Annotated in this window: 23 protein-coding genes and 1 tRNA gene; 21 read left to right on the forward strand and 3 right to left on the reverse strand. The window is 57.2% G+C overall.

What is annotated here, in order from left to right; translation table 11 throughout:
• Window positions 1–3: 3 nt before the first annotated feature.
• The 11 genes from atpE to FD02_RS06550 all read left to right on the forward strand — a co-directional run bounded on the left by atpE (window position 4) and on the right by FD02_RS06550 (window position 12,802).
• Window positions 4–216 (forward strand): F0F1 ATP synthase subunit C, encoded by a 213-nt coding sequence (gene atpE / locus FD02_RS06500; RefSeq protein WP_056951278.1) that lies wholly within the window; start codon window positions 4–6, stop codon window positions 214–216.
• A 32-nt stretch (window positions 217–248) separates the two neighbouring features.
• Window positions 249–737 (forward strand): F0F1 ATP synthase subunit B, encoded by a 489-nt coding sequence (gene atpF / locus FD02_RS06505; RefSeq protein WP_056951280.1) that lies wholly within the window; start codon window positions 249–251, stop codon window positions 735–737.
• Entirely contained in the window at window positions 724–1,269 is a 546-nt protein-coding gene (atpH, locus tag FD02_RS06510; protein ID WP_056951282.1) for an ATP synthase F1 subunit delta, read from the forward strand. Before atpF ends, atpH begins: the two co-directional genes overlap by 14 nt.
• A gap of 21 nt (window positions 1,270–1,290) precedes the next feature.
• Window positions 1,291–2,811 (forward strand): F0F1 ATP synthase subunit alpha, encoded by a 1,521-nt coding sequence (gene atpA / locus FD02_RS06515; protein ID WP_056951283.1) that lies wholly within the window; start codon window positions 1,291–1,293, stop codon window positions 2,809–2,811.
• A gap of 11 nt (window positions 2,812–2,822) precedes the next feature.
• The gene (locus tag FD02_RS06520) at window positions 2,823–3,740 is read left to right on the forward strand and encodes a F0F1 ATP synthase subunit gamma (protein WP_054723465.1); all 918 of its coding nucleotides are present in this window, start codon (window positions 2,823–2,825) and stop codon (window positions 3,738–3,740) included.
• 393 nt (window positions 3,741–4,133) lie between these two features.
• Window positions 4,134–5,591, forward strand: a complete 1,458-nt coding sequence (gene atpD, locus FD02_RS06525) for a F0F1 ATP synthase subunit beta (protein ID WP_054723467.1) — start codon at window positions 4,134–4,136, stop codon at window positions 5,589–5,591.
• 14 nt (window positions 5,592–5,605) lie between these two features.
• Complete coding sequence (locus tag FD02_RS06530) at window positions 5,606–6,034, forward strand: F0F1 ATP synthase subunit epsilon (RefSeq protein ID WP_056951285.1); 429 nt, start codon at window positions 5,606–5,608, stop codon at window positions 6,032–6,034.
• Between the two features lie 103 nt (window positions 6,035–6,137).
• On the forward strand, window positions 6,138–8,630 hold the full coding sequence (locus tag FD02_RS06535; protein ID WP_156408264.1) for a hypothetical protein: 2,493 nt from the start codon (window positions 6,138–6,140) through the stop codon (window positions 8,628–8,630).
• Window positions 8,631–8,790: 160 nt separating this feature from the next.
• On the forward strand, window positions 8,791–10,161 hold the full coding sequence (locus FD02_RS06540) for an Nramp family divalent metal transporter (RefSeq protein ID WP_056951290.1): 1,371 nt from the start codon (window positions 8,791–8,793) through the stop codon (window positions 10,159–10,161).
• A gap of 78 nt (window positions 10,162–10,239) precedes the next feature.
• Entirely contained in the window at window positions 10,240–11,319 is a 1,080-nt protein-coding gene (locus tag FD02_RS06545) for a M24 family metallopeptidase (RefSeq protein ID WP_056951292.1), read from the forward strand.
• A 52-nt stretch (window positions 11,320–11,371) separates the two neighbouring features.
• Window positions 11,372–12,802: a peptide MFS transporter gene (locus FD02_RS06550; RefSeq protein ID WP_082603334.1), complete on the forward strand. Its 1,431-nt coding sequence runs from the start codon at window positions 11,372–11,374 to the stop codon at window positions 12,800–12,802.
• 78 nt (window positions 12,803–12,880) lie between these two features.
• Here the strand turns inward: FD02_RS06550 and FD02_RS06555 are convergent, their stop codons facing one another.
• Window positions 12,881–13,750, reverse strand: coding sequence for a DegV family protein (locus tag FD02_RS06555; RefSeq protein ID WP_056951296.1), 870 nt, complete (start codon window positions 13,748–13,750; stop codon window positions 12,881–12,883).
• 91 nt (window positions 13,751–13,841) lie between these two features.
• Here FD02_RS06555 and FD02_RS06560 point away from each other — a divergent pair, with 91 nt between their 5' ends.
• Both FD02_RS06560 and FD02_RS06565 read left to right on the forward strand, forming a co-directional pair.
• Entirely contained in the window at window positions 13,842–14,588 is a 747-nt protein-coding gene (locus FD02_RS06560; protein WP_054722633.1) for a GH25 family lysozyme, read from the forward strand.
• Window positions 14,589–14,662: 74 nt separating this feature from the next.
• Complete coding sequence (locus tag FD02_RS06565) at window positions 14,663–15,019, forward strand: YxeA family protein (RefSeq protein ID WP_056951298.1); 357 nt, start codon at window positions 14,663–14,665, stop codon at window positions 15,017–15,019.
• A gap of 42 nt (window positions 15,020–15,061) precedes the next feature.
• On the opposite strand, the gene FD02_RS06570 is transcribed toward FD02_RS06565, so the two are convergent.
• On the reverse strand, window positions 15,062–15,424 hold the full coding sequence (locus FD02_RS06570; RefSeq protein ID WP_054722659.1) for a DUF4828 domain-containing protein: 363 nt from the start codon (window positions 15,422–15,424) through the stop codon (window positions 15,062–15,064).
• A 121-nt stretch (window positions 15,425–15,545) separates the two neighbouring features.
• On the opposite strand from FD02_RS06570, the gene FD02_RS06575 reads away from it, so the two are divergent.
• The 8 genes from FD02_RS06575 (at window position 15,546) to FD02_RS06610 (ending at window position 21,941) form a co-directional block, all read left to right on the forward strand.
• Window positions 15,546–16,526, forward strand: coding sequence for a Gfo/Idh/MocA family protein (locus FD02_RS06575; protein ID WP_056951300.1), 981 nt, complete (start codon window positions 15,546–15,548; stop codon window positions 16,524–16,526).
• An 11-nt stretch (window positions 16,527–16,537) separates the two neighbouring features.
• The gene (locus tag FD02_RS06580) at window positions 16,538–17,800 is read left to right on the forward strand and encodes a DEAD/DEAH box helicase (RefSeq protein WP_056951302.1); all 1,263 of its coding nucleotides are present in this window, start codon (window positions 16,538–16,540) and stop codon (window positions 17,798–17,800) included.
• 182 nt (window positions 17,801–17,982) lie between these two features.
• Window positions 17,983–19,374 (forward strand): PTS sugar transporter subunit IIC, encoded by a 1,392-nt coding sequence (locus FD02_RS06585; protein WP_054722637.1) that lies wholly within the window; start codon window positions 17,983–17,985, stop codon window positions 19,372–19,374.
• A complete protein-coding gene (locus tag FD02_RS06590; protein ID WP_054722639.1) occupies window positions 19,371–19,601 on the forward strand; it encodes a hypothetical protein in 231 nt (76 codons plus the stop codon). Before FD02_RS06585 ends, FD02_RS06590 begins: the two co-directional genes overlap by 4 nt.
• Window positions 19,598–19,777 (forward strand): hypothetical protein, encoded by a 180-nt coding sequence (locus tag FD02_RS06595; protein WP_054722641.1) that lies wholly within the window; start codon window positions 19,598–19,600, stop codon window positions 19,775–19,777. The genes FD02_RS06590 and FD02_RS06595 overlap by 4 nt, the downstream gene beginning before the upstream one ends.
• Window positions 19,774–20,184: a DUF3284 domain-containing protein gene (locus FD02_RS06600; RefSeq protein WP_056951304.1), complete on the forward strand. Its 411-nt coding sequence runs from the start codon at window positions 19,774–19,776 to the stop codon at window positions 20,182–20,184. Before FD02_RS06595 ends, FD02_RS06600 begins: the two co-directional genes overlap by 4 nt.
• A gap of 115 nt (window positions 20,185–20,299) precedes the next feature.
• A complete protein-coding gene (locus tag FD02_RS06605; RefSeq protein WP_056951306.1) occupies window positions 20,300–21,148 on the forward strand; it encodes an aldo/keto reductase in 849 nt (282 codons plus the stop codon).
• A gap of 10 nt (window positions 21,149–21,158) precedes the next feature.
• Window positions 21,159–21,941, forward strand: coding sequence for an endonuclease/exonuclease/phosphatase family protein (locus FD02_RS06610; RefSeq protein ID WP_054722645.1), 783 nt, complete (start codon window positions 21,159–21,161; stop codon window positions 21,939–21,941).
• A 52-nt stretch (window positions 21,942–21,993) separates the two neighbouring features.
• Here the strand turns inward: FD02_RS06610 and FD02_RS06615 are convergent.
• Window positions 21,994–22,067: transfer RNA gene (locus FD02_RS06615), tRNA-Arg, on the reverse strand.
• Window positions 22,068–22,185: the final 118 nt, after the last annotated feature.

Consider the following 22,185-nt stretch of genomic DNA (forward strand, 5'->3'; position numbering starts at 1 on the left):
AAAATGAATTTAATCGCTGCTGCTATTGCGGCTAGTTTCGCCGCACTTGCTGCTTCATATGGTAACGGTCAGGTCATCAGCAAGACCTTGGAAAGCATGGCGCGTCAGCCAGAAATCGCTGGCCAACTGCGTGGGACGATGTTCATCGGTGTCGGCATGATCGAAGCCGTGCCAATCATGGCGATTGTTATCGCCTTCATGCTGCTGCTCAAGTAACCACGGCGAACTAGGAAGGGAGTGGACAGTCCATGTCTATTGGTGACACGCTCATTTTAATCATCTCCTTCGCCGTTTTAACGTTGTTGGTCGGGCATTTTGCCTGGGGTCCCGTCACGAAAATGATGGCCACCCGGGCCGACAAGATTGATGCCGATATTGATTATGCGGAGAACGCGCGCAAGGAGGCAGCAGAACTGGCTGCCAAGCGCCAAGCAGAGCTTAAGAACTCCCAAGCAGACGCTGTCAAAATCGTGAACACCGCTAAGGAAAACGGCGAGAAGCAACGCCAAGAATTGGTCCAAGCCGCCCACAATGAAGTGGCGACCTTGAAGGCCAACGCGCAACAAGACATCGCCCAAGAACGGACGGATGCCTTGAACAGCGCGAAGAATGACGTGGCCGAGATTTCTCTGGCCATTGCCACGAAGATTCTGGGCAAGGAGCTGAAAGCCGAAGACCAGCAGGCGCTGATCGATGATTATATCAAAGGGTTAGGTGACGCCAATGGCAGTCACTAATCAACAAGTTGCGCCAAAGTATGCCACGGCTTTGTATGAAGCCGCCGTTGACGCCAAGAATGTGGCGACGGTTCAAGCGGACCTCGCCGCCATCAACACCATCTTGGCAGGCAACCCGCAGTTCTTGACGTTACTGCAAACCCATGTGGTGGCAGAAGCTGACGTGCCGAGCTTGTTGGACACGTTGACCACCGGCGCTGCCGAGTTGACGCAGCGCTTTGTGCGCTTGTTGTTCGACTACGGCCGCATTAGTGCGCTGCCAGTCGTCATCGCTGCGTTTAACCGCACGGTGGCGACAGCTGCCGGCGAGCTGGACGCGACGGCGACGACCGCGGTGGCCTTGACGCCCGCGCAATCGGCGCAAATCAGTACCGCGGTGGCGGCCAAGTTTGGCGTCACCACCGTCAATTTGACGAATGCAGTAGACCCCAGCGTCATCGGTGGGGTGCGCATTGCGGCGAATAACCGCATTATCGATGGCACGGTAGCCACGCGGCTGAGCAAGCTACGCGCCGCCATGTTAGCGAATTAAGACACAAAAGAGGTGAACCGGATGAGCATCAAGACTGAGGAAATCAGTTCTCTGATCAAACAACAACTCGAACAATATCAATCGGCCCTCGACGTCGAAGAAGTTGGGACTGTGACCTACGTGGGTGATGGGATCGCTCGCGCTACAGGCCTCGAAAACGCCATGGCTAGTGAATTACTACAATTTGAAAACGGCTCATACGGGATGGCCCAAAACCTTGAAGCGAATGATGTTGGTATCATCATTCTTGGGGATTTTGATAACATTCGTGAAGGCGACCAGGTTAAACGCACCGGTCGCATCATGGAAGTGCCAGTCGGCGAAGCCTTGATCGGTCGCGTGGTCAATGCCTTAGGGCAACCCGTCGACGGCAATGGCCCGATTAAGACTGACAAGACCCGTCCCATTGAAAGCCCGGCGCCTGGCGTCATGCAGCGCCAATCCGTCACGGAACCGCTGCAAACCGGCTTGAAGGCCGTCGATTCTCTGGTGCCGATTGGCCGTGGCCAGCGTGAGCTGATCATCGGCGACCGGAAAACCGGGAAGACGTCGATTGCCATCGACACGATCATCAACCAAAAAGATCAAAACATGATCTGTATCTACGTCGCTATCGGGCAAAAAGACTCGACGGTGCGCGCTCAGGTTGAAACCTTGAAGAAGTACGGCGCGATGGACTACACCATCGTTGTCACCGCCGGCCCGTCCGAGCCAGCGCCAATGCTGTACATCTCGCCTTACGCCGGTGCGGCGATGGGTGAGGAGTTCATGTATAACGGCAAGCACGTCTTGATCATTTATGATGATTTGACCAAGCAGGCCGCCGCTTACCGTGAGCTTTCCCTGTTGATTCGCCGCCCGCCTGGTCGTGAAGCCTACCCAGGGGACATTTTCTACACCCACTCCCGCCTGCTCGAACGGGCAGCAAAGTTGAGTGACGCCTTGGGTGGCGGCTCCATGACCGCCTTGCCGGTAATCGAAACGCAGGCCGGGGACATTTCGGCCTACATTCCGACCAACGTGATTTCCATCACCGACGGCCAAATTTTCCTGCAATCCGATCTGTTTTACTCCGGCACCCGGCCGGCCATCGATTCTGGCCTGTCCGTTTCCCGAGTCGGTGGGGATGCGCAGATTAAGGCCATGAAGAAGGTGTCCGGGACCTTGCGGCTGGACCTTGCGTCCTTCCGTGAACTGGAAGCCTTCACCCAATTCGGCAGCGACTTGGATGCGGCGACGCAGGCCAAGTTGAACCGTGGGCGCCGGACGGTTGAAGTCTTGAAGCAGCCGGTGCATAAGCCACTGGCCGTGCAATATCAAGTCGTCATCCTGTTCGCCTTGACCCACGGCTACCTCGATGCCATCGCCATCGACGACATTCAAAAGTTCCAAGACGGGTTGTTCGATTTCTTCGACACCAACGCGCCTGAAGCCTTGAAGACCATCGCCGAAACGGGCAAGCTGCCAGAAGGTACGGTGCTTGACGATACGGTCAAGGCCTATGCCGACGGGTTCGCCGGCACTGCCGACTCAGCGAAGTAGGGAGGTGCCGCATGGCTGAATCATTAATGGACATCAAGCGCCAAATCGCGTCGACGAAGAAAACTGGGCAAATCACCCAGGCCATGCAAATGGTCTCCGGTGCGAAGCTGAGTCAAATCGAAAAGCGGGCCAACGCGTATCAAATCTACGCCAACAAGGTCCGTGAAATCGTGACCCACCTCGCCGCGGCGCAGCTCTTGCAAATCGAGAAGCTGCAAACCGGCGGCGAGCTCGGGCCTGCCGCTGTGACCATCGCCCCGCTGTTGCAACAACGCCCCATCAAGAAAACCGGTTACCTGGTAATCACTAGTGATCGCGGCCTGGTTGGCGCGTACAACAGCACGATTTTAAAAGCCATGATGCAAATGATGCACGAAGACCACGAAAACGCCGACGAATATGTCGTCATGGCGATTGGCGGGGTCGGGGCGGACTTCTTCAAAGCCCGCGGCATCAACTTGGCCTATGAATACCGCGGCGTCTCCGACATCCCGACCTTTAACGAGGTCCGGGAAATCGTCAAAACCGCGGTGACGATGTTTGACTCCGGCGTCTTCGACGAGCTGTATGTGTGCTACAACCACCATATCAACTCGCTGACCAGCGCGTTTCGCGCCGAGAAGATGTTGCCGATTTCCGACTTGGATGCCGCCGAAGTGGCCGATGACCACATCGATTACATCACCGAGCCGAATGCGGACGCCGTGCTTGCCGCCGTGTTGCCGCAGTATGCTGAAAGCCTGATCTTTGGGGCCATCATGGACGCCAAAACGGCCGAGCATGCCGCCAGCACCACCGCGATGAAGAGCGCGACGGATAACGCCAACGATTTGATTTCCCACCTGTCGATTACCTATAACCGGGCGCGGCAGGCGGCCATCACCACCGAGATCACCGAAATCGTTGGTGGCGCAGCGGCGCTGGATTAGAATTTTTAACTGTGTTCGCGAAGGCAGCGGCCTGCACGTAGGTCCACCTGAGCACCGAAGCACCCAAACCGTGCTTCAGCACTCAGGCGGCGCCTACGTTCCGTCCGCAACCGCCTTCGCTCACAACTTAATCGTGTTCGCGAGCCCAAGGGACTGCACACAAGTCCACCTGGCACTCGAAAGGCAAAAAGCGCCTTTCAAGCACCAGGCGGCGCTTGTGCTCCGTCCCTTACCCGGGCTCGCTCACAACTTAAACGTGTTCGCGGTGACAAGAAACTGCGTGGTTGACCACCTGGTCGGCGCCTTGCAAAGTGCGCAAGGCACCACCCAGGCGGCACAACCACTCCGTTTCTTCCCGTCACCGCTCACAACTTGACTTGAAAGGACGATTGCATGAGTAATACAACTGGTAAAATCGTGCAAGTGATCGGCCCTGTTGTCGATGTCGAATTTCCCATCGATAATGAACTTCCTGAAATCAACAACGCCATGCTCGTCGATAAGGGCGAAGGCAACCAGCTTGTGCTGGAAGCCACGCTTGAACTCGGCGACGGCGTGATTCGTGCCATTGCGATGCAAAGCACCGATGGGTTGCAACGCGGCATGAAGGTGACCGATACCGGTGCCTCCATTTCCGTACCTGTCGGCAAAGACACGCTCGGACGGGTATTTAACGTCTTAGGCGACACGATCGATGATGGCGAGAAGTTTGGTCCTGATCACCGCCGCGATGGGATCCATAAAAGCGCGCCAGCGTTCGAGGATCTGAGCACCAGCTCTGAAATCCTCGAAACCGGCATCAAGGTCATCGACTTGCTGGAACCTTACCTCCGTGGGGGTAAAGTTGGCCTGTTCGGTGGCGCCGGGGTTGGTAAAACCGTGTTGATTCAGGAGCTGATCCACAACATCGCTGAAGAGCACGGTGGCATTTCCGTCTTCACCGGCGTTGGTGAACGCACGCGTGAAGGGAACGACCTGTACTTCGAAATGAAGGAATCAGGCGTTTTGAAGAATACCGCCATGGTGTTTGGTCAGATGAACGAGCCGCCTGGTGCCCGGATGCGCGTCGCGTTGACCGGGTTGACGATTGCGGAATACTTCCGTGACGTCGAAGGCCAAGACGTGCTGTTGTTTATCGATAACATTTTCCGCTTCACGCAGGCCGGGTCTGAAGTCTCTGCCTTGCTGGGCCGCATTCCTTCGGCCGTTGGTTACCAGCCAACGTTGGCCACTGAAATGGGTCAGCTGCAGGAGCGGATCACGTCGACGAAGAAGGGTTCCGTAACGTCGATCCAGGCCATTTACGTGCCTGCCGATGACTATACCGACCCGGCGCCGGCCACGACATTTGCCCACTTGGACGCCACGACGAACTTGGAGCGGCGCTTGACTGAGCAGGGGATTTACCCAGCCGTTGATCCGCTGGAGTCTTCGAGCTCCGCGTTGACGCCTGATATCGTCGGTGAGGAACATTACCAAGTCGCGATTCAGGTGCAACAGGTACTGCAACGCTACAAGGAACTGCAGGATATTATTTCCATCTTAGGGATGGACGAATTATCCGACGATGAAAAGGTCACGGTTGCCCGTGCCCGGCGCATCCAGTTCTTCCTGTCTCAATCCTTCAGTGTGGCGGAGCGCTTCACTGGTTTGCCTGGGACCTATGTGCCCGTTAAGGAAACCGTCAAGGGCTTCAAGCAGATTCTTGAAGGCAAGTTCGACGATTACCCAGAAGAAGCCTTCCGTTTGGTTGGCCCAATCGAAGATGTCGTCGCCAAGGCCAAGAAGCTGGGCTACGAGCCACAAGAGGATACGAGCGACGAACCTGCCCAAGCAGCCGCCGCTAATTAAGGAGGTGTCGCCGCTTGGCTGAGCAAAATGTGCTAACCGTGAACATCGTGACGCCTGACGGCTTGGTGTATAATCACCACGCCACCCTCGTAGTCGTGAAAACGACCGCCGGTGAGTTGGGCTTGATGGCCAAACACGAACCGGTTGTTGCGCCACTGACGATCGGTGAGGTCCGCGTGCGCCGGGTGGATAACCCAGGGCACGAGGATGCCATCGCCGTCAACGGTGGCTTCATGGAAATGTCGGACAACGTGGCGTCCATCGTCGCCGACTCCGCCGAACGTGAACGCGACATCGACTTGTCTCGGGCTGAAGCCGCTCGGACCCGCGCCCAGCGCAGGATCGAAGCAGCCAAGGCCCATGACGACGTCGACGAGTTGCAGCGCGCGCAAGTCTCTTTGCAACGCGCCATCAACCGAATTCACGTCAAAACTGGCAAATGACTGTAAGCACCGCCTCGCGCGGTGCTTTTTTTATGCGATTGAACAACTGCCGGCGCAAGGCTAAAATGGCGGTATGTGGCGGTTACGCCGGAGTGGGAGAGTCATGATGGGAAAACGAGTCAAGTGGTGGTTAGGGTTATTGTTGGTGATCGGTGGCGTTTGGTTCAGCGCCGCGCGGCCCGTGGCGGCCAGTAGCGACGTCGATGCGGTGGTGCAACGCACCGGTGAGCGCAATCATTATCAGCTGCAAGTAGCGAATCTGAAAAATCAGACGCTGCGCGATTTAAATATCAAAGTGCGCTTTGCGGGCCCCAAGGTGAAGCGCGGCACCGTGATGACCTGGCACGTGGCCAAGCTCGGCGCCACGCCGCGCACCAGCGTGCCGTTTACCGTGAGCCAAACCGGGACGGTGACGGCGGGCAAGGCCGGCGTTGCCGTCAGCCGCACCGGCTACTGGCTAGCTTGGGCCGGCGGCGGGGTGGCCGTGCTCGTGCTGATTGGTGGCGCCTGGTATTTGTGGCGGCGCAAGCGCCTCGGCGCCGGCGGAGCGGTGATCATTTTAATTGCCGGCACCTTAGCCGGCACGGCGATGCTGCGGCCGAATGCCGCGGCCGCCGCCACGCAACGCACCAATCTCACCCAACGCATCACGGTGGGCGGGACGCTAACGACGGTGACCACAACGATTCGCTACCAGCGCGCCGGCGACAAGCTCGTCGCGTTTGGTGGCCAGCTGGCGAAGCACCCGCGGCAACGCCTGACGTTCTTGGATTCGAGCACCGGCCAGCGGTTGCACGTACGCACCGATCGCACGGGCCATTTTCACACGCGGCTTAACGCCAGCCACCCGTATGAAGTCAGCGGCGCCGGCGGTAGTTTTGCCGTGGAGCCCAGCAGCATCGGCATGCGCGTGACGCAGCAGCGCGGGCTGACCGTGACGCCTGCGACAATTGCCAGCAATCACATCACGACCACGTTGAAGCCTGCTGTGCAGGAACTACCAACTGGCACGCGGCACCCGACGGTTAATGCGACTCGCAAAACGGTTACCGTGCCGGGCCTGCGTGCCGACTTGCGCCAAGGCGACCTTGTCATCGTCCCGCCGACTGGATATTATTACGGCGGCATCGCGATTCGCGTCACCAGCATCCAGCGCAACCCGCAAGCTGACACCACCACGTTAGGCGTCGCTCAGCCGACGCTGAAGCAAGTCGTCAACACCGTTAAAGGGTCGAACACGGTGAATACTGAGCAGGCTGTCTTTATTCCCAGTGTGCCGAATGCCACGACAGGCACCGCCGTTTCGCCGACGGGGATGCAGAAGACGGGGTGGCTGGAATATGACCGGGCGGAGTCTTTGTCGGCCAGTAAATCGTTGACCATCGATTTGTCTAAACTCGTTACTGGACTAGCGAAGGTGAAACCGGCACTAAAAAAACTTGCCGAAAAAATCGATGGTAGCTTGACCTTTGAGTTAAAGGATACCGTGGATTCGAATATCGATCTGAACTTAGGCTGGGAACCTCACGCCAAACTAAAAGTCACCAATACGTTCAGCCAGAATGAAAAGTTGAAGGCCGAATTCGGTAAAAGTAGCGAGAAAACCTTACTGAAGAAGTCGGCGCTACCATTGGGCACGTTGCCTATTTTAATTGGCGGTGGGGCGATCCTGAATCTTACCGTTGAACTTACGGTGTCAGCCAACGGCTCAATTAGTCTGACCTTTACCCATGACACCCACCTCAGTGACACGGTTAACTTTAATACTGCCAGAAAAAAGATGTTGACGATGAGTTCGCATAATGATGTGACGAATTCGGTTGGCTATGAACTGGATGGCGAGCTGAAGGATGGCCTTGCGTTGGATGCGGATCTCTTAATTTTCCGCATCGGTTTAGTGACGGTGACCCCTGAAGTTGGGCTTAAAGCTGACGGAACTTTTTCCGGTGAGTATGATCAAAATCTCCTTCATCCCGATACTAGCAAACAGGAGATGTCACTCGTCTTAAAGGAGTATGCCGATTTGACCGTGACCTTGCCAATTGCGCATTGGTTCCCAGGGGCTGAAGCGGAACTCACCTATGAGAAGGAGGCAATTTTGGCTAAGTGGCCGCAAGATAAAGCTAAGCCAAAACCAAAAGCGAAACACGCAGAGACTAAGACTATCACCTTCCCGAAGTCTTATCAGCGAGATTGGTCCTTGAAGCTGACCAATGGCAACTACCAAGAGTATCAACCGGTGACGATTAGCGCCGATGACTTCAGCATGCAGGCGTCTGGGGGGGCGATTCACGCGCCCTCAGAATATACTGCGGCTGAGAAAGCCTGGCTCAAGGCTGGTGGCCAAGGCGATTATCCATCTGTCGAGCGGCAATTCTGGGGAACGTTGACCAAAGCCAAGGATGGCCAAGGCCGGACGTGGTATCGATTCCATCACTGGTACGATCCCGGTTCGAGCCAGGATTTCATGATTCGCCTCACAACGGCGAAAACCAAGGCGGGCAAACAGGTGCCTGAGCTCATCATTACCAATAGCCAATATAAAAACGAGATGCATGCTTACACCTCCGAAGCGGTCGGTCGCAGCGTGCCATAAGCACTTGCTATTGCTAGCGTTATCCCTGAGTTTGGCTCGCCTAAAATAGGCTGGTTACAAATCGTCAATTCCATGTTATGCTGTTTATTGGAATTTGAGCGGGGGCAGTACTGCCACCACTCACGCCGAATTTCTAAGCCAATAGGAAAGAGGAAGCACCATGACAACTAAAAAACCACGGATTCATTTCGAGGATAACGAAATCGATCCGAATCACACCAAGTCGCTTGACGAAATCAACGGCAGCATCGAAGTGCCAACCAACGCCGGCTTCATCCGGACGCTGATGGCCTACACCGGCCCCGGCATCTTGATTGCCGTGGGGTATATGGATCCCGGGAACTGGATCACCTCCATCGCCGGTGGTGCGCAGTACAAGTACACCTTGCTGTCGGTCGTCTTGATTTCTAGCCTGATTGCGATGCTGCTGCAAAGCATGTCCGCCAAGCTCGGGATCGTCACCGGCAAGGATCTGGCGCAGCTGACGCGAGAGCGCACGACCAAAGGGGCCGGTTTCATCTTGTGGATCATCGCGGAGCTAGCGATCATGGCCACTGATATTGCCGAAATCATCGGGTCGGCCATCGCCATCAAGCTGTTGTTCAACATTCCGCTGATTGTCGGCATCATCATTACCGCCGCCGACGTCTTGCTGTTGCTGCTGCTGATGAAGCTGGGCTTCCGCAAAATCGAGGCCATTGTCGCCACGCTGGTCGCGGTCATCCTCTTGGTGTTTGCCTATGAGGTGCTCCTGGCCCAGCCTAGCATCGGCGGCATCCTGCGCGGCTACATTCCAAGCGATCGCATCATCACCGACCACTCGATGCTGTACCTGTCGCTGGGGATTGTCGGCGCCACGGTCATGCCCCATGACTTGTATCTGGGCAGCTCGATTTCCCAGACGCGGAAAATCGATCGCGACAACCACGAGCAGATGAAACAAGCCGTCCGGTTTTCGACCATCGACTCGAATATGCAATTGTTCATCGCCTTCATCGTCAACTCCTTGTTGCTGATTTTAGGGGCCGCGTTGTTCTATGGCACCAAAAGCGACCTCGGCCGCTTCGGCGACTTGTTCAACGCCTTAAGCAACAAGCAAATCGTCGGCGCCATCGCCAGCCCAATGCTGTCCATGCTGTTTGCCGTCGCCTTGCTGTCCAGTGGTCAAAGCTCGACGATCACCGGGACTTTGGCCGGGCAAATCATCATGGAAGGGTTCATCCGCCTGCGCGCGCCACTGTGGGCCCAGCGCCTGATTACCCGGCTGCTGTCCGTATCGCCGGTGCTGGTATTTGCCATTATTTACCACGGTAGCGAAGAGAAAATCGAAGGCCTTTTGACCTTCTCGCAGGTCTTTCTCAGCGTCGCCTTGCCGTTCGCGGTGATTCCGCTGGTCATGTTCACCAGCAATCGCGAGTTGATGGGCGACTTCGTCAACAAACGCTGGTCAACCATTTGCGCCTGGTTTGCCACCGTCGTCTTGATTATTTTGAACGTCTGGTTGATTTTGCAGACGTTACACCTCATGTAAGGCAAAAGCGGCCCGCGGGTCGCTTTTTTTGTGGCATAATGGGGCTATTCGCATAAATGAGAAAAGAAGGTAAAACAAATGAGTCGATTGGAACGTTTATTAGCGGAAATGAAGCAACGTGACTTAGATGCGCTATACCTGGTGGATCCAGCCAACATCACGTACTTGACAGGATTTACGGGTGACGAATCGACGTTGTTAGTTAGTCCTGACAATGTGGTTTTGCTTACGGACGGCCGCTTCATCGAGCAGGCCAAAACCGAGTTGGCGGATGAGGTGACGATTCATCGGTGGCAGCATGGTTTAACCGAAGACGCCGTGGCGCTGATTAATGCGTCTTCGGCAAAGCGAGTGGGCTTTGAGGCCGGCTTGATGGATTATCTGACTGGGCAGGCCTTTGTCACTGGCGTGCAGGCAGCTACGACACCAGTATCCGGGTTGGTCGAGGAATTGCGCGCCGTGAAGGATGCGTCAGAAATTGCGAAAATCACTGAAGCAGCTAAAATTGTGGATGCGACGTTCTATCACATGCTCGACGTGATTCGACCGGGCATGACTGAACGTGCGGTAGCCGCAGAGCTCGACTTTACAATGGCAAAGTTTGGCTCGACGAAACCATCTTTCGGCACGATTGTCGCTTCTGGCCTTCGTTCAACTTTTGCCCATGGCGAGGCGAGTGACAAGGTGATTGAAGCTGGTGATATGGTGACACTCGACTTTGGCGCAACTTATCAAGGCTACGTCAGTGATACCACCCGGACAATTGCGGTGGGGACACCAGACCCCCGGATGGAGGAATTTTACGCCTATGTTGTGGCCGCTGAAAAAGCGGGATTGGCCACAATTCGTGATGGTGTGACCAGTGCACAGTTGGATGCTGCGATTCGTCAAGTATTTTTGGATCATGATGTGAATCAATATTTGATTCACGGGCTTGGCCATAGTATCGGCCTCGTGGTTCATGAGGCACCCTACATCACGCCGCGTGGAGATAAAACTATTTTTCGCGCGAACATGGTACAGACGATTGAACCTGGTTTGTATTTACCGGGGGTCGGCGGCATGCGCGTTGAAGATGACATCGTGGTTCAAGCAGGGCAGGGCATCCAAATCACGTCTAGTCCAAAATCGGAGCTCATTAAATTACCGGTGCGATAACCGTGGATGATCCAAACCGCCAACTACGGGAGCAAGAAGGGAGTAACCCACCGTGCAAACACGGCGAGCATTCACTAGTTTAAGTCTGTTGTCAGTGGGCAGTGGCGCTGCACTATACGGCGTCAGTGCCATTTTGGTATTGTACTTGTACGCTCCCGTCCATGCTGGTGGGTTGGGGCTGGACCGCATCAGCGCAGCACAGTTAGTGGCGTTATTTTCTGCACTAAGTTTTACCGCTGGGGTGCTCGGGAGTTACGCGGCAGACCGATTAGCAGGGACACGGGTGCCGTTGACTTGGGGAACCTGTTTGCGGGTAGTTGGCATCATGGTGCTGGCTTGGCCGTACCCGTCTCTAGGCCTGTTGAGCCTAAGCATTGCGCTACAAATTATCGGCAGTGGGCTCATGGGGCAGTGTTTGAACGCATTAACCGGTGCGCTGTATGCCGGTGTGCCCGGGCGGCTAGCTTCGGCATTTTCGACCCTGTACATCACTAACAATATTGGGGCAGCGGCGCCGTTAATCACTGGCATGTTGGCATTACGGTTCGGCTATCCGGTTGGTTTTTTTGCCGGGGGTGCCATCTTGCTGTTGACCGCCTTCCCTTTTATTTTGATGCAGAAGCGCTGGTTTGGCGCGATCGGATCGCTTCCGGTGTCGCCACTGCCGCGTCAACGTCGACACCGCCTGGTGGGGAATAGTCTCGCAATCACAGGGGTAATCATCCTGCTGGTTCTATTCGGCATGGCGACTCACTGGTTATCCATTGCTCGAGCAAGCACGCTTATCGGGTGCCTGAGCGCTTTGTTGCCAGTCGGTTATGTTGTTGCGATTTATGGCAGTCCGCAAACGACGAGCCACGAGCGGCCGCGAGTGCTAGGTTTCACAGCATACTTGATTGGTAATGCCATTACCATGATGATATATGGCCAGTCGACCGGAATTTTGGCCATATATGCCGCCGACTCCGTTCGACTCAATTGGCTGGGCATTCGATGGACCCCGGCAGTATTTCAAACAGTGCCGGCGGTATTTGCCATCCTGTTTGGTACATTGATGGCATTTTTGTGGTCCCGCCTCGGCCAGCATCAGCCACCAGCGAGCCTCAAATATGGTGTTGGCTTGGTCTTGTGGGGACTGGGCCCGGCGTTCATGGCGCTACCGCTGAGACTCTATCCGGCCACCCAGCGAGTTTCACCCCTATGGTTGATCGGATTTTACCTGTTGATCGTCTTAGGCGAATCACTTACCAGTCCGGTTGGCACTGCGATGGCCACTCGCATCGCACCGCACGCATTTGCCACGCAAATGATCACGGTATTTGCCTTGTCACAGTCGGCTGGTTCAGCATTGGCGGCGGTCACAGCGAATTGGTACCGGCCTGGGCATGAAGCGGCATATTTTACGATCATTGGGGCGATTGGTTGGCTAGCCGGTATTGCCATGTTGTTGAATCACCGGCGGTTGAGTGCGATGACCGAATAGCCAGCCGAAGTCTGATGAAGACTGCTCACCTTCCCTCAGGCGCAGAAAAAAACGCCCACCGCAACGGTGAGCGTCAACTTATTCGCGATTCGAATCGGCGAGGCTGAACACCGCCACGCAGCCGATGCCGGTGTGGCTGGCAATCACCGGGCCGATGCCATAAACGGTGACCGGCGTCTGCGGGTAGGTGGCGTGGATGCGGTCGGCGATAAACTGCGCCGCTGCTTCGGCCTTGGTGCTGCTGATCAGTACCTGATGTGTCGGGTCGCTGGCCAACGCGGCGATGGTTTCATCGGCGAGGGCTTCCAGCGACCGCTGGCGCGAGCGGGCCTTGCGCACGACGCGCAGGTGACCGGCCGTATCGACATCCATTACTGGCTTGATGTGGAGCAGGGTGCCTACCGCGGCGCCGGTGCGTGATACGCGGCCGCCGTGGTATAAATAATTCAAGTCGTCGACGGTGAACCACAGCCGATACTTCAGCGCGTGGGTCGTTAGCCAGTCGGCGAGCTCGGCGATGCCCAGCCCAGCGTCGCGCTTGGCGATGGCGTCAAGCACCATCAGGCCTTGCCCACAAGACGCCGCCAGCGAATCGACGAGGTAAATCTCGGCGGCGGGGTGCGTCTCTAGCAACAGTTGCTTGGCCTGTTGCGCAGAATCGAAGCTGCCGGATAAGCCGCTGCTGAAGCCGACGTAGAGAATCGGGGTGCCGGCTTCGACGTACGGGGTGAAGAAGTCGACGTATTGGCCGACGTTCACCTGGGCGGTCGTGGGCATGATGCCGGCTTCAATTTCGCTGAAAAAATGATTGACGTCAAAGGTTTTACCCAAATCGTCGATGAAGTCTTGGCCATCGATGTCAACGTGCATCGACACGAAGTCGACGTGGGCGGCTGCCAAGACCGAGTAGGGCAAGTCGCAGGCGGAATCTGTGAGCAGTTGATACATGAATTCTCCTCCAAGTCAGGTGCGTTGTTGCTTATTTTACCACGACTGGCGCCGCAACGCGATTTTCGCTATGCTAAAGCAGGAGGCAGTGATGCGACGAAAACGACCGATTTACGCAAATACATACCGCAGGCGGCGCTGGGTCCTGTTCGGGCTGGTGGTGGCCATCGTGGTGTTGGCCTTAGGGGGCGCGTGGTGGTACTTTGCGCACCGCAATCCGCGCCCGAATGTGACCCGCTACCCGGTGCTTGGCGTGCGCCTGGATCAAACCGATGGCGATCAGGATTTTGCCGCCTTGCACAAGGCCGGCGTCAGCTTTGCGTACCTGAAGGCCACGGAAGGTGCTAGTTATTTCGATGACGATTTTGCCTTCAATTATCAACACGCCGCCGGCTCCGGCGTGGCGCTTGGCGTGTATCACTTCTTGAGTTTTGACAGCACGCCGGCCAAGCAAGCCGCGCAGTTTGAAACTAATGTTGGCAACGACATCGGCACGCTGCCCATCGGCATTGAAGTCGGTTACTACAGTGATTACGTTGATTCGCCGCCACCGGCGAGCAAGGTGCGCCGCCAACTGGCGCAATTGATTGCGCTGCTGGCGGCAAAATACCAGCGGCCGGTGGTCATCATGGGCACGCCGCGCGTGTTGGCGGTCGTGGCCCGAGTTAGCCCGACGAGTCCGCGGTGGGTGATTGCCGCCAAGGCCACCAAAACGGCGACGTATTGGGAGTATGCCACCGCCAAGTTGCCGCACGGCCCGGCTGCCGAGTACCGCGCAGTCGTGTTCACCGGCACCCGCGCCGCTTTTGCCCAGCAATCTAACAAAACTGTTCGTTAGAAGTGGCAGCAACCGCTGGCGCGGCGTTAATTTGCCTGCGATAATCAAGCCAACAAGCTTAAAGGAGTGGCAGCATGAAAAAATTGTTGATTGGCCTGGTCGTGTTGGTGGTGGTCGTCTTCGGTGGCCTGAAGCTTTACAGCGTCCTGAATTATGGCGGCACCACGTATTACACGAAAGTGACCACCCCGGGCAAGAAAATCACGCAGCACGACCAACAAGGCAACGCCTATGTCGACTACCAGTACCAGCTGGCCGGCTACGACGACGAAGGCCACAAGCAAATACTGACCTTCAACGCCAACAAGACCCGCCCGCTGAAGCAAAACGCCTACCTCAAGTTGACCTATAACGACAAGAAAGGCGTCACCCGCTGGAGCGCCATCAACAAAAGCGCGGTGCCGAAACAGGCGCTTGCCCAATTACCGTAACCAGCCGCAGAAATGGCCACCGCGTGCGCGGTGGCCATTTGCTTAGTCGTCATTCAGTTGGTGATCGGGTTGCACGATTTCGTAGGTTTGGTCCTCGGCTTCGTCATACACCGCCACTGGACCGGTGGGCCCGTTGGTGACGCTGAGCTGGTAGCCGTAGTGGTCCAAGAAAGTCAGACTGGTCACGGTGATCCCGGTGACGTTGCCCGGCAGGGTGCGCCCGTCGATTTTAATCGCCAGGTCCGGCGAGATGCTGAGCTGGTGGCTCTTGTTGGTTTGCTCGTCGAGGAACACGTAGTCGCCGGTATACGCATGGGCCAAGGCGACGGCCGGGTTGTGCTCGGCCGGCAAGTCATGCGGGCGATGCGCCACGTGTTTCGTTAAGTTGGCTAAGAAATTCGTCAGGCGCTTGGGCATGAGTTGGTCCTCCTTCGGCACGCAAGATTCAATACCTCTATCATACTGCATTTCCGTTACAGGACTGTTAAAATGAAATCAAACACACATGACAACGGGGAGGATAATGATGCTGAAATTAGGAGTCATTGGCACAAGTTGGATCACGGCCCAATTTATCACCGCAGCCCATCGCACCGGAATGTATCGGCTCACGGCGGTGTATTCGCGCCACGCGGAAACCGCCCAGCACTTCATTGCAGAATCGGCACCGGCGCAAGCCTACACCGATATGGAGGCATTCTTAGGTAGCGACATCGACGTGGTGTACGTCGCCAGCCCCAACAGCCTGCACGCGGCGCAAACCATCGCGGCCTTAAGCGCCGGCAAGCACGTCATCGTCGAAAAACCGATGGTGACGCACCCGAGTCAGCTGGCCAAGCTCGAAGAGGCGTTGGCGGCGCACCCGGACTTGATGGTGTTTGAAGCGGCGCGGCACATTTACGATCCGAACTTCCACGCCGTCACGGACTACATCGCGCATCACCCGGTGACCGGCGCCACGTTGGCCTACATGAAGTACTCGTCGAAGTATGACGACTACTTGGCCGGCAAGCAGCCGAATATTTTCACCACCAAAACCGCCGGCGGGGCGCTGATGGACCTCGGCGTCTACCTCGTGTACGCGGCGGTGGGCTGGTTCGGCGTGCCGACTACGGCCACGTATCAGCCGCACATGCTGGCCAGCGGAGTGGATGGCGATGGCGTGATGCGCTTTGATTATCCCGACTTCGGCGTCACGCTGGTCACCGGCAAGACGACGAATCATTTTGCGCCAAGCGAGATTTATTTTGGCCGCACCACCTTGCAAACCGACACGCCAGGTGAGCTGAATTACCTGAAGCTGATTTCCGCCGGCCAGCGCACCGACATCACGGCCGCCCAACACGACAACCCGATGGTCTCAGAAGCGCGCTTTTTTGCGGAAGCCATCACGAAAAACGACCGCGCCGCCTTTGACCGGCAGTGGGCATTGGCCAAGCAGGTGCACACGCTGATGGGGCAGATGCGCGCCGCCACGCCGATTCACTTCGACAGCGACCCAGACTAGAAAGGACCTTCATGACCATTTCAACCGTGTTCCAACCCTTATGGGACGCCGCGGGCTTCACCGCCGAGACGCCGATTCAAGCCGCCGTGGCCGCACCCTTGCGCCAAGACGAGCACGTCATCGGCTTGGCGCCCACTGGCTCGGGCAAAACGCTGGCGTTTGCCTTGCCGCTGTTGCCAAAACTCATGGCCGGCGGTGGCGTGCAGCTGTTGATTCTCGCGCCAAGCCAAGAGTTGGCGATGCAAACGCGCAACGTGATTCGCCCATACGCCGCCGCGATTAATTTGGCGGTGGTGGGGCTGGTGGGCAGTGCCAACGTCAAGCGGCAGCTCGACCAACTGAAGGCCAAGCCTGAAGTCATCGTCGGCACACCGGGGCGGCTATTGGAGTTGGTGCGCGCCGGGCGCCTGAGTTTGCATGCCTTGCAAACCTTGGTGGTCGATGAAGCCGACGAGTTGTTGCGCGACCCCGGGCTCGATCAGGTCCGCGAGTTGGCCATGGCCGCGCCGGGGGAAACGCAGTACGCGTTTTTCAGTGCCACCGATAGTCCGTTGTTTGCCCAGCTGGACAAATGGTTCGGCATCACCCCGGTGCGCATCGACGTTCGCGACATCGATCACACGCAAGGCGCGGTGCGGCACCTCTTCGTCCAAACCGATAACGCCCACCGCGAGGCGTGGTTGCGGGCCCTGGCGCACCTGGATCACTTCCGCGCGCTAGTCTTCTTCAATAATAATGCGTTGCTTGAACAAACCGCGCGCACCTTGCGCCACCAGGCCGTGACCTTTGCTGTATTGTCGCGAATGGATCGGCAGGTCAACCGAGCCAATGCCTTGGCCGCGCTGCGCAAGGGGAAGGTCAAGTTATTGCTCGTCACCGACCTTGCCGGGCGCGGGCTGGATATTGCCAAGTTGCCTGCCGTGGTGAATTACACGGCGCCGACGCGAGCCGAGGCTTACATTCACCGCGCTGGGCGCACCGGGCGCATGGGCGAGCCCGGGACCGTCATCACGTTAGGCGACGACCACGACCGGCGCAACCTGAAAAAGCTGGTGCCGCAATACGACATTCGACGCGGATACCTCGTCGACGGGCAACTCACCACCGTGGCGCCGAGTCGCGATGCCGCGCCGGCACCGGTGGCCCCGACGCCTTCAGCCAAGCCTAAAGCCGCGGCGAAGCGCCCAGCCCCAGAAGCTGCGGCCACGCCGACGCGCAAGCCGCACAAGAAGCGGCGGGCCCGCGATCAAAAGAATAAAGGCAAACACAATTAAGTTTAGTCGGCGTGACCGCAGTCACGCCGACTTTTTTGTGTCTGCGATAAGGCGCTAATCTTTTTCATAAGGTAACGTTCGTTTTGAATGACGCGTCAACCGCCAACCGCCTACACTTAATCTGTAATCGATTACAGCATTTGTTGATTAATTTCTGCCTGCCCTGAAGGAGGGGACAGCTCATGAACACACTGATTAAGTGGTTGGAGAAAACTGTGGTGCCAGTGGCGGCCAAGATTGGCTCGATTCGGTGGTTAGTCGCCTTGCGCGACGCGTTTATCACCACCATGCCGGCGACCATGGCGGGGTCCATCGCCGTCTTACTCAACGCATTACTGCGCGACATTCCGACGCAAGCAGGCTGGACCGGTTTCGTTTCGGCCATGCAACCGATTATCGGGGTGAACGGTCAGGTGTGGACCGCCACCCTTGCCGTATACGGTCTGATTTTTGCCTTTACCTGGGGGTATAACCTGGCCAAGCAATACGCCGTCGATCCGCTGGCCGGCGGCATCGTGACGCTGGGCGCGTTTTTGATGGGCCTGTCGCAAAGCGCGGCGGCCACGCTTACGCTGGGCAACGCGTTAGGGGGCAAGGCAGCCGCCGAATTAACGAAGGCCGGGGCCGTCATCGCGGACAAAACCGTCACGATCAACGCCTGGGGGTACTTCAACTTCGGCGCCCAGTTCGGTTCCGGCGGGTTGTTCACCGCGATGATTCTCGGCGCGATTGCCGCGACGGTGTACATCTGGTTTATGAAGAAGAAAATCACCATCAAGATGCCGGATTCCGTGCCGGCGGCGGTGGCCAACGCCTTTACCGCCATCATTCCGGCACTGGTCGGCCTGTACGTGGTGGGGATTCTCACTTACGCCTGGACGCAGGTCTTCAATGGCGAAGTCTTCATCGATTGGGTGAACAAAACGATTCAAGGGCCGCTGCTGCATCTCTCGCAAGGTTACGGTGCGGTGTTGCTGTTGACGTTGCTGGTGCAACTCTTCTGGTTCTTCGGCATTCACGGTACCAACGTGTTGGGGCCGGTGCTCGATTCGATTTGGCTCACTGCGCAACTCGATAACATCAATCGCTTCCAGCAAGGCGAAGCCGTGCAGTACCTGTGGACGCGCTCGGCCTTTGACATGTACGCCTGGATTGGTGGCGCGGGCTCGACACTGTTGCTTTTGATCGCTATTTTCATCTTCAGCAAGCGTGCCGACGAACGGGCGGTGGCCAAGCTTGCCATCGCGCCGGGCATCTTCCAGATCAACGAGCCGGTGATGTTCGGCTTGCCGATCGTGCTAAGCCCGATTTACTTCATTCCGTTCATCCTTGCGCCGGTGGTGATGGTCACCATTGCCTACTGGGTGATTCAATTCGGCTGGGTCAGCCCCATCAAGGTGCAAACCGTGTGGGTGATGCCGCCATTCATCAATTCGTTTTTGGCCACCGGCTTTGACTGGCGGGCGCCGGTACTGCAACTGGTCAACATGGTGGTCGGCTTCTTCATCTGGGCGCCGTTCGTCATCGCCGCCAACAAAATTCAACCCGACCAACTGGAAGGAGGACAGGCATGATTATTATCAATTCCGCGCAGAAGCAGTCTGAAATCATCGACTTGTTAACCAGCTACGACCAAGGCGACACCCGGTTTACCTTTGGGGACCGCGCCGGCATGCGCCTACGCTTCACCACGAATCAACCGGATGAACATGCAGCAGGTCAAACTGCGCGCGAGTTGATCAAGGCCGCGCCGTGGGGCAAGACGATTTATTTCACCATCACCACAGGAGGCCCAGCATGAAAAACGCCCAAGCTGTGATGAGCATTGGCACCTTGATTTGCGCCTTGAGTCCGGTGGCCACCAGCAGCATGACGATTCGCTACCCGTTGTTCATCGTCGGGGCCATTGTCATCGCCATTGGCGCGTATGATTATCGCCACGCCAAGCGGGCTCAGGCGAAGGAGGAAGCGCGATGAAACATGTGCAAACCGTGAACTTGCCGCCGCGGGCGTTGTTTAACCGGCTAATGCACTCGGTGCAAGCCGACATTCGCCAACACACCGCGTTGACGCCGCCGGTTAGCCGGCTGCAAGGCTTCGAGTATACGAAACCTTTGGGCCAGACGCAAAGCCGCATTCGCATCAGCGTCGTCGTGCCTGGGCAAACCTATGCCTACACGGCGATGGCAGGCGGCGCGACATATGCCGTCAGCTATCAGCTCGTGCCCACCGCAGACGGTCAGACGCAGGTCACCTATACGGAATCAACGCAATTTGCCGACCGCATCCGGCAGTTGAATGCGACGGTGGTCGGGGTCTTGCTTGGCCGCGGGCGCAAGCGGCGCGTCAGTCAATTGCTGCACGCCATTGAAGCCACCAATTGATACCAAGTCACGCACCGGCAACCAGCCAAGTTGTCGGTGCGTTTTGATGTGAGCGCTACCAGTCGCCAATCGTTTGCGGTATGCTTGAGGGGAATTTTGGAACGGAGGGAAAACGATGAATCCATTACAAGCAACGTACACCTTGAACGATGGGGTGAAGATCCCCACGGTCGGGTTTGGCACCTGGCAGATTCCAGACGGGGATGTCGCGTATGACGCGGTGAGCTTTGCGCTTGACGCCGGCTATCGCCACATTGACACGGCCTATGTTTACGGCAATGAAAAAAGCGTTGGCCGCGCCATTCGCGACTTCGGCTTGCCGCGCAGTGAGGTGTTTGTCACCTCAAAGCTGCCGGCCGAGGTGAAGACTGCCGGGGACGTTCGGCGCTACGCCGATGAGACCCTCAGTAACCTCGGGCTCGATCACCTGGATTTGTACCTGATTCACGCGCCGTGGCCATGGGGTGAGGCTGGCCAGCGCCACTGGGACAGCGAGAACACCGCCGTGTGGCAGGAAATGATTCGCGCGCAGCAAGACGGCTTGAGCCGCAGCATCGGTGTGTCGAATTTTGACGCGCATGATTTGCAAAATCTGCTGGACACGACCAGCGTGGTGCCGGCGGTCGATCAAATCAAGTATTACATCGGCTTCACCGAGCCGATCATTCGTCAGGCGGCCAAGGCCGCGGGGATTCTAATCGAAGCCTATTCGCCGCTGGCTACCGGCGGCATCTTGAACCAGCCGGATTTGATGGCCATGGCCAAGCGCTACAATGCGTCCGTGCCGCAGCTCGCGATTCGCTTCTGCCTGCAAAATGGCGTCTTGCCGCTACCGAAGGCGACGAGTCAGGCGCACGTGGTGGCTAACACCAAGCTGGACTTCACCATCAGCGACGCTGACATGGCGACGCTGAACGCGGCGCCGGATGCCGACCCGACGCGGCACAACAAGACGCAAGGCTAGGAGGCGCGCGATGAAGTTCATGACGTATAACATTCGCTACGATACCCCGGAAGACGGTGACTGGCGCTGGGCCAACCGCCGCGAGCACGTGATTGCCAATATCTTGCGGCAAGCGCCAACGATTTTGGCGATTCAAGAGGCGTTGGCCGCACCGCTGGCGGACCTCAAGGCGGCGTTAAGCGACTACACGTTTATCGGCGTCGCCCGCGATGATGGCGTGGCCGCCGGCGAGTTTAACGGGTTATTCTACCGGTCTGATGCACTCGAGTTGTTAGCCTCTGGGCACCAGTGGTTGTCCGAGACGCCGGAGCAACCGTCGATTTATCCCGGCGCCGGCTGCCCGCGGGTCTTTCAGTGGGGCGGCTTCAAGGACCGGGCGACGGGCAAGACGTTCACGGCGGTCGCCACGCACTTAGACAATGCTTCGGAAAAAGCGCGTGATGCCGGCATGGCACAAATCATCGCCTTTTTGCAGCCGATTTTAAAGGCGGGCGAGCCGGTGTTGCTGGCGGGGGACTTTAACGCTGAGCCGGCAGACCGCGCCTACGCGCAAGCCACCAAGGCGCTCAAAGACGCCGAGACCATTGCCGAGACGCTCGACCGGCCTTATCCGGGCACGTTCCAAGACAACGGTCAGTTCGTCGTGCGGCCCGACTTGATCACGGTGCGCATCGATTACTGGTTCGTTTCGCCCAATGTTCGCGTCACGCACTATGCCGTCGACGCCACCGCGACGGCCGATGGCAAGTATGCTTCGGATCATTTTCCAGTCGTCATCGACGCCAGTTTTTAACGCAACAGTCATAAAAAAACGCCGCGGTAGCGGCGTTTTCTCGTGGTGCGACTGCGTCGGGAGAGACTCGAACTCTCTACCTATGGTTTAGGAAACCATTGCTCTATCCAGGTGAGCTACTGACGCAGGAACAGGTTTAATTGTAAGGGAAGCCGGCCCCCATTTCAATCTCGGCTGGGCCAAACACTTGTTGCCCACGACTAAATTGTTGACGGGGAAAACGCTTCCGTGCTATATTATGGCC

Source organism: Lacticaseibacillus nasuensis JCM 17158, assembly GCF_001434705.1.
Classification (GTDB): Bacteria; Bacillota; Bacilli; order Lactobacillales; family Lactobacillaceae; genus Lacticaseibacillus; species Lacticaseibacillus nasuensis.

Coding starts and splice junctions, on each gene's coding strand:
- atpE (WP_056951278.1), top strand. CDS start 4: ATGAATTTAATCGCTGCTGCTATTGCGGCTAGTTTCGCCGCACTTGCT.
- atpF (WP_056951280.1), top strand. CDS start 249: ATGTCTATTGGTGACACGCTCATTTTAATCATCTCCTTCGCCGTTTTA.
- atpH (WP_056951282.1), top strand. CDS start 724: ATGGCAGTCACTAATCAACAAGTTGCGCCAAAGTATGCCACGGCTTTG.
- atpA (WP_056951283.1), top strand. CDS start 1,291: ATGAGCATCAAGACTGAGGAAATCAGTTCTCTGATCAAACAACAACTC.
- FD02_RS06520 (WP_054723465.1), top strand. CDS start 2,823: ATGGCTGAATCATTAATGGACATCAAGCGCCAAATCGCGTCGACGAAG.
- atpD (WP_054723467.1), top strand. CDS start 4,134: ATGAGTAATACAACTGGTAAAATCGTGCAAGTGATCGGCCCTGTTGTC.
- FD02_RS06535 (WP_156408264.1), top strand. CDS start 6,138: ATGATGGGAAAACGAGTCAAGTGGTGGTTAGGGTTATTGTTGGTGATC.
- FD02_RS06540 (WP_056951290.1), top strand. CDS start 8,791: ATGACAACTAAAAAACCACGGATTCATTTCGAGGATAACGAAATCGAT.
- FD02_RS06545 (WP_056951292.1), top strand. CDS start 10,240: ATGAGTCGATTGGAACGTTTATTAGCGGAAATGAAGCAACGTGACTTA.
- FD02_RS06555 (WP_056951296.1), bottom strand. CDS start 13,750: ATGTATCAACTGCTCACAGATTCCGCCTGCGACTTGCCCTACTCGGTC.
- FD02_RS06560 (WP_054722633.1), top strand. CDS start 13,842: ATGCGACGAAAACGACCGATTTACGCAAATACATACCGCAGGCGGCGC.
- FD02_RS06565 (WP_056951298.1), top strand. CDS start 14,663: ATGAAAAAATTGTTGATTGGCCTGGTCGTGTTGGTGGTGGTCGTCTTC.
- FD02_RS06575 (WP_056951300.1), top strand. CDS start 15,546: ATGCTGAAATTAGGAGTCATTGGCACAAGTTGGATCACGGCCCAATTT.
- FD02_RS06580 (WP_056951302.1), top strand. CDS start 16,538: ATGACCATTTCAACCGTGTTCCAACCCTTATGGGACGCCGCGGGCTTC.
- FD02_RS06585 (WP_054722637.1), top strand. CDS start 17,983: ATGAACACACTGATTAAGTGGTTGGAGAAAACTGTGGTGCCAGTGGCG.
- FD02_RS06590 (WP_054722639.1), top strand. CDS start 19,371: ATGATTATTATCAATTCCGCGCAGAAGCAGTCTGAAATCATCGACTTG.
- FD02_RS06595 (WP_054722641.1), top strand. CDS start 19,598: ATGAAAAACGCCCAAGCTGTGATGAGCATTGGCACCTTGATTTGCGCC.
- FD02_RS06600 (WP_056951304.1), top strand. CDS start 19,774: ATGAAACATGTGCAAACCGTGAACTTGCCGCCGCGGGCGTTGTTTAAC.
- FD02_RS06605 (WP_056951306.1), top strand. CDS start 20,300: ATGAATCCATTACAAGCAACGTACACCTTGAACGATGGGGTGAAGATC.
- FD02_RS06610 (WP_054722645.1), top strand. CDS start 21,159: ATGAAGTTCATGACGTATAACATTCGCTACGATACCCCGGAAGACGGT.